The organism is Streptomyces sp. UNOC14_S4, assembly GCF_020740835.1.
Classification (GTDB): domain Bacteria; phylum Actinomycetota; class Actinomycetes; order Streptomycetales; family Streptomycetaceae; genus Streptomyces.
On the sequence record NZ_JAINFC010000506.1, the window covers coordinates 1 to 5368 of the forward strand.

Below are 5368 nucleotides of genomic sequence, written 5' to 3' on the forward strand. Positions count from 1 at the left end.
GCGGTGAGCGAAGAGTGAGCGAGGAAAAGGCCGTGAACGTCGGTCCGTCCGCCATCGAGGTGGTCTACGAGCGTTTCGGCGGCCCCGGGGCGCCGCCCGTGCTGCTGATGATGGGCGGCGGGGCACAGATGATCAACTGGCCGGACGGCTTCTGCGCCGAACTCGTCGGCCACGGCCTGCAGGTGATCCGGTTCGACAACCGCGACTCCGGCCGGTCGACGCACTTCCGCGACGCGCCGGTGCCCGACCTCCAGGCGGCACTGGCCGGTGACCTCTCGTCGGCCTCGTACTCGCTGTCGGACATGGCCGCCGACGCCGTCGGCCTGCTCGACGTCCTCGGGATCGACAGCGCCCACCTGGTCGGGGCCTCCCTGGGCGGCATGATCGCCCAGACGCTGGCCGTCGAGCACCCCGGCCGGGTCCGCTCGCTGACCTCGATGATGTCCACCACCGGAGACCTCGCGGTAGGACAGCCGCACTTCGCGAAACTGAGCGGGCTGGGGCCGCCGCCGGACGACCGCCAAGGCTACGTCGGCTGGCAGGTACGGGCGCTCCGGGCGGTCGGGTCCCCGGGGTTCCCCTTCGACGCGGCGGGCGTGGCCGAACGGGCCGGTCTCGCCCACGACCGGGGCGTCGACCATCCGGGCATGATGCGTCAGGCGGTCGCCGTCCTGGCCACCGGTGATCGTACGGCCCGGCTCCGGACGCTGAAGGTCCCCACGCTGGTCGTCCACGGTGCCGCCGACGTCATGTGCGACGTCAGCGGCGGGCAGGCGACCGCGGAGGCCGTCCCCGGCGCCGAGCTGGTGATCATCGAGGGCATGGGGCACGACCTGCCCCGTCAGCTGTGGCCCAGGCTCGGCGCACTGATCGCGGGGCTGGTCCGGCGCACGGAGGCGGGCCGGGACGGGATCTGACCCGTGCCCGGGCCGTCATCGCTCACCAGCCGACGCGTATGCCGGCGGTCAGCGGACGAACTTCCAGGTGATTCCGTTGACCACGCCCCGGTCGAGCGGTGCCAGCTTCTGGAAGGCCGGCTGGCTGAGGTCGATGTGGGTCGGGTCGCACGAGAGACACTTGTCCCTGACCGGCACCCTGATGGTCTTGCCGTTGTAGCTGACTTCCACGGATATGCCCCGGCAGAGCGGGTCGTTGTTCGGGTTCGCGGAGGTCCACCACGACGGCGAGACCGCGACCAGTTCCTGGGACGTCGCGTCGATGGGCGTGCCGCACGCGCCGTAACCCTTGTCGGTGTAGTACGTCATCTTGCCGCTCATCGGCTGTCCCACCGGGACATCGGCGGCCGCCGTCCCCGTGCCCAGGGCGATGCCGGTGACGGCGGCGACCAGGGCGGCGGCCGCATATCTCACACGCTTCATGTCACGCACGGTTTCTCCTCGTTCAGGGGTCGTGTCATTGCGGGTGGAAGAGATTGCCGGTGCGTGACAGCGGTAATTCCCGGCACGCGTCCGGCTTTCCGTACAGAGGTGCCATGCATACCGGCGTTCCCGCAAGCCTCTTGAGTGACAGTTGTCCTGAACTCATTGTCTGGTGAATCGAGTTGGGCCGGAGAATGTTCGTGTCATTGACAGTGATCCCTCTGGCATATTCACTTGCGCGATGAGAAGAAACCTGAGAAGGACCCGATTCGCCGCCCTGCTGCTGGCCGCTCTGGCCCTGATCGGCGTGGTCGTCGCCGCCCCGTCCGCCACGGCCGCGGTGAGAGCCGCCGCCAGTGTCTGCGGCAGTGCCTCCAACTGGACGGCGGGCACCTGGTATCCGGCGGGGACGGTCGTCCGGTACACCAACGGGCAGTACTACAAGGCCTCGCACGACAATCCCGGCTACGACCCGGTCATCAGCACCTGGTACTGGGATCCGTACACCTGCCAGGGCGGCGGCGATCCGCAGCCCGGCGGTTTCCCGGTGAGCGAGGCGCAATTCCGGCAGATGTTCCCCAACCGGAACGCGTTCTATACCTACAACGGCCTGGTCGCCGCGCTCGGCGCGTACCCGGGCTTCGCCCGGACCGGCAGTGACGAGACCAGGAAGCAGGAGGCCGCCGCCTTCCTCGCGAACGTCGACCACGAGACCGGCGGGCTGGTCTACGTCGTGGAGCAGAACACCGCCAACTACCCCCACTACTGCGACGGGAGCCAGCCCTACGGCTGCCCCGCCGGTCAGGCCGCGTACTACGGCCGCGGGCCGCTCCAGCTCAGCTGGAACTTCAACTACAAGGCGGCGGGCGACGCCCTCGGGATCGACCTGCTCCACAACCCCTCGCTGGTGCAGAACGACCCGGCCGTCTCCTGGAAGACCGCGCTGTGGTACTGGAACACCCAGCGGGGTCCCGGCAGCATGACGCCGCACGACGCCATGGTCAACGGCCGCGGCTTCGGGGAGACGATCCGCAGCATCAACGGCGCCGTGGAGTGCAACGGCGGCAACCCCGGCCAGGTGCAGAACCGGGTGGCGAGCTATCAGCGCTTCGCGCAGCTCCTCGGTGTGGCGCCGGGCGGAAACCTGTACTGCTGACCCGGCGCGGTCCGGAGGGGTGCCGCGGTGTCGAGTGCGCTCGCGAGTGCTGAGTGCTGAGTGTCGAGTGCGCTCGCGCCGCGTGCCGAGTGCCGCGAGCGGGGGTGACGTGGACCTGATGCAAATGGAAGTCGTTTTCATGTTACGCTGCTCCGGCACTACGGCGCTCACCTGGGAGTACTCATGGCTGTCCCGAAGCGGAAGATGTCCCGCAGCAACACCCGTCACCGTCGCGCGCAGTGGAAGGCCACCGCGCCGAAGCTGGTGCCGATCACCGTGGACGGGGCCTCGTATCTCGTCCCGCAGCGGCTGGTCGCGGCGTACGAGCGCGGCCTGCTGCACCCCGAGGGCTGACCGGCGATGACCGAGGCCGACGGCCGACTGCCGGTCACCGTGCTGTCCGGCTTTCTCGGCGCGGGCAAGACGACTCTGCTCAACCATGTCCTGGCCAACCGCGACGGCCTGCGTGTCGCGGTGATCGTCAACGACATGAGCGAGATCAACATCGATGCCGCGCTCGTACGGGGAGGCGAGGCCGCGCTCTCGCGCACCGAGGAGCGCCTCGTCGAGATGACCAACGGGTGCATCTGCTGCACGCTGCGGGACGATCTCCTGGAGGAGGTCGGCCGGCTGGCCCGCGAGGGCCGGTTCGACCACCTCCTGATCGAGTCGAGCGGCATCTCCGAACCGATGCCGGTCGCCGCGACCTTCGCCTTCCCGCGCGACGACGGTGCCACCCTGGGCGACCTGGCCCGGCTGGACACCATGGTCACCGTCGTCGACGCCGCGAACTTCCTGCCCGAGCTGGCCGGAGGGGACGAACTCGCCGGGCGCGGGCTCGACCAGTACGAGGACGACGAGCGCACGGTGAGCGACCTGCTCATGGACCAGGTCGAATTCGCGGACGTCATCGTCCTCAACAAGCTCGACCTGGTCGGCGAGCGGGACGCGACCCGGCTCCGGGCCGCGCTGGCCCGGCTGAACCCCGCGGCCCGGGTCGTGCCCGCCGTACGCGGGCGGGTGGCGCCCGCCGCCGTCCTCGGCACCGGGCTGTTCGACCTCGAACGGGCCCAGCAGGCGCCGGGCTGGGTCAGGGAGCTCAACGGCGACCACGTCCCGGAGACCGAGGAGTACGGCATCTCCTCGACGGTCTTCCGCTCCGACCGCCCCTTCCACCCCGGCAGGCTGTGGGACTTCGTCACCACCGGCCTCGACGGCGGGAACCACGGCCGGGTCCTGCGGTCCAAGGGCTTCTTCTGGCTGGCCACCCGCCCCCGTGTGACCGGCCTGTGGTCCCAGGTCGGCTCCGTGGCCCGCTTCGAGCCCTCGGGCACACGGGACCACGACACCGCGCAGGGCCAGGAACTGGTCTTCATCGGCACCGATCTCCGTGCCGACGAGCTGCGGTTCGCCCTGGCGGCGTGCCTGATGAAGGAGGGCGAGACCGTTCCGTACGACGACCCCTTCCCCGCGTGGGGTGTCCATGGGACCGACGACGCCTGCGAGCAGGAGCACCACCCTGTGGGCCACGCGGAGGTCGTATAGAACTCCGACGGCGCGGCACGGCGGTGAGCGCGGCGCTGCGTTCCCGCCGCCGGTGCGGGCGGTGCATATGATCGCGATTCAGGCATGAAGCGGTGCGGTGGCGGTCGGTAGCGGGATCGGGGCGCGGATGGATCCACTTCCCATGACGTGGCCCCGGTACGTCTCGTTCGCCCCGACGGCCCTGATCGTGGCCGGGACCGTGTGGAACGTCCTGTCGCCGCGTGAGTACTGGGGCGATCCGCTGCTGGCCGCCGCCGTCGTGGCGGCAGGGGCGCTGCTCTCGTTGCCGCACACCGTCGCCGCCGGGGCGGTCGTCGTCCTGGTCGAGCTGGCGCTGACGGTCAAGGACGGCTACTTCGGCCATGTCGTCGGCACGCTCACCCTGACCGACGCGGTGTTCACGGCGGGCGTCGGTATCGGGGTGAACCGGGTCATCGCCCGCCACGGGCGCCGCCTGGAGGCCGTGCGCTCCGTCGCGGAGGCGGCCCAGCGCGCCGTGCTGCCCGTGCCCCCGGCCCGCGTCGGGCCGCTGACCGTCCAGCGAGATCTTGGCCAGTGCTCCCTCGTTCGCGGGGGCGGTGAAGGCGGTCCTTGACCGGCTGGTGCGGAGCGCCGTCGCATCGCTCCGTAATGCTTCTGGTACGGTTGGTGCACCGTTGGGGACGACAACCAAGTCCTTAACAACCCGAGTGAGTCTCGTACTTGCTCCGGCGGCCGGGAGGGTCGCCGTTGGACAGGCGTGACCTGCCAAACTCCCCGGGGCGATCCAGGGGAGAGTCTCCCGGACTTATCCGGGAGAGAACTCCAAAAGGCAGCCCAGATCGAGGCACTGAGCAGCAGCTTGGAGCCGTACGCGGTGCAGGACACCCCATACGGCTCCAGGCTGCTGATCGCGGACGGGGTGACGGAGGCCCGGGACCGCTCCGGCAGGTTGTACGAACCGGGGGATCACCTCGTCGGCCGGGGGCCGTTCCGGCAGCCGGGTGAGGTGATCGAGGCCCTCGTGCGTGACGTCGAGCACTGGATCGGCGGGCCGCGCGACGACGACATGGCGGCCCTGGCCATCACCCGGAACGCCGTCGGCCGTTGACCCGGTCCCGCCCCGCCCGCACCTGTCCCGCTCCCCTCGCGCGGAGGAGGATGTCCCCGTGACCGTACTCTCCGCCGACGGCGTCGGGACCGACCACCGGAGACAGGCCCGGCGCGCCCTGGCCGCGGGGTCCGTGGGCAATTTCATCGAGTGGTACGAGTTCGGGGTGTACGGCTGCTTCGCCACCGTCATGGCCGC

The 5368-nt window shown here is 70.2% G+C and carries 7 protein-coding genes and 1 pseudogene; 7 read left to right on the forward strand and 1 reads right to left on the reverse strand.

Features of this window, described 5'->3' with window-relative positions; all coding sequences use genetic code 11:
* Window positions 1-14: 14 nt before the first annotated feature.
* Window positions 15-917, forward strand: a complete 903-nt coding sequence (locus K6I34_RS30690; RefSeq protein WP_229330976.1) for an alpha/beta fold hydrolase — start codon at window positions 15-17, stop codon at window positions 915-917.
* Window positions 918-965: 48 nt separating this feature from the next.
* Here K6I34_RS30690 and K6I34_RS30695 read toward each other — a convergent pair whose 3' ends face one another.
* Window positions 966-1379: a cysteine/serine endopeptidase inhibitor gene (locus tag K6I34_RS30695; RefSeq protein WP_229330956.1), complete on the reverse strand. Its 414-nt coding sequence runs from the start codon at window positions 1377-1379 to the stop codon at window positions 966-968.
* Window positions 1380-1620: 241 nt separating this feature from the next.
* On the opposite strand from K6I34_RS30695, the gene K6I34_RS30700 reads away from it, so the two are divergent.
* The 6 genes and pseudogenes from K6I34_RS30700 to K6I34_RS38725 form a co-directional block, all read left to right on the forward strand.
* Entirely contained in the window at window positions 1621-2535 is a 915-nt protein-coding gene (locus tag K6I34_RS30700; protein WP_229330958.1) for a glycoside hydrolase family 19 protein, read from the forward strand.
* Window positions 2536-2718: 183 nt separating this feature from the next.
* Window positions 2719-2889, forward strand: coding sequence for a 50S ribosomal protein L32 (rpmF, locus tag K6I34_RS30705; protein ID WP_229330960.1), 171 nt, complete (start codon window positions 2719-2721; stop codon window positions 2887-2889).
* Window positions 2890-2895: 6 nt separating this feature from the next.
* The gene (locus tag K6I34_RS30710) at window positions 2896-4080 is read left to right on the forward strand and encodes a GTP-binding protein (protein ID WP_229330962.1); all 1185 of its coding nucleotides are present in this window, start codon (window positions 2896-2898) and stop codon (window positions 4078-4080) included.
* A gap of 142 nt (window positions 4081-4222) precedes the next feature.
* The gene (locus K6I34_RS30715; protein WP_229330964.1) at window positions 4223-4675 is read left to right on the forward strand and encodes a hypothetical protein; all 453 of its coding nucleotides are present in this window, start codon (window positions 4223-4225) and stop codon (window positions 4673-4675) included.
* A gap of 261 nt (window positions 4676-4936) precedes the next feature.
* Entirely contained in the window at window positions 4937-5170 is a 234-nt protein-coding gene (locus K6I34_RS38465; RefSeq protein WP_229330966.1) for a SpoIIE family protein phosphatase, read from the forward strand.
* 58 nt (window positions 5171-5228) lie between these two features.
* Window positions 5229-5368, forward strand: a pseudogene (locus K6I34_RS38725) (metabolite-proton symporter); the annotation flags it as partial.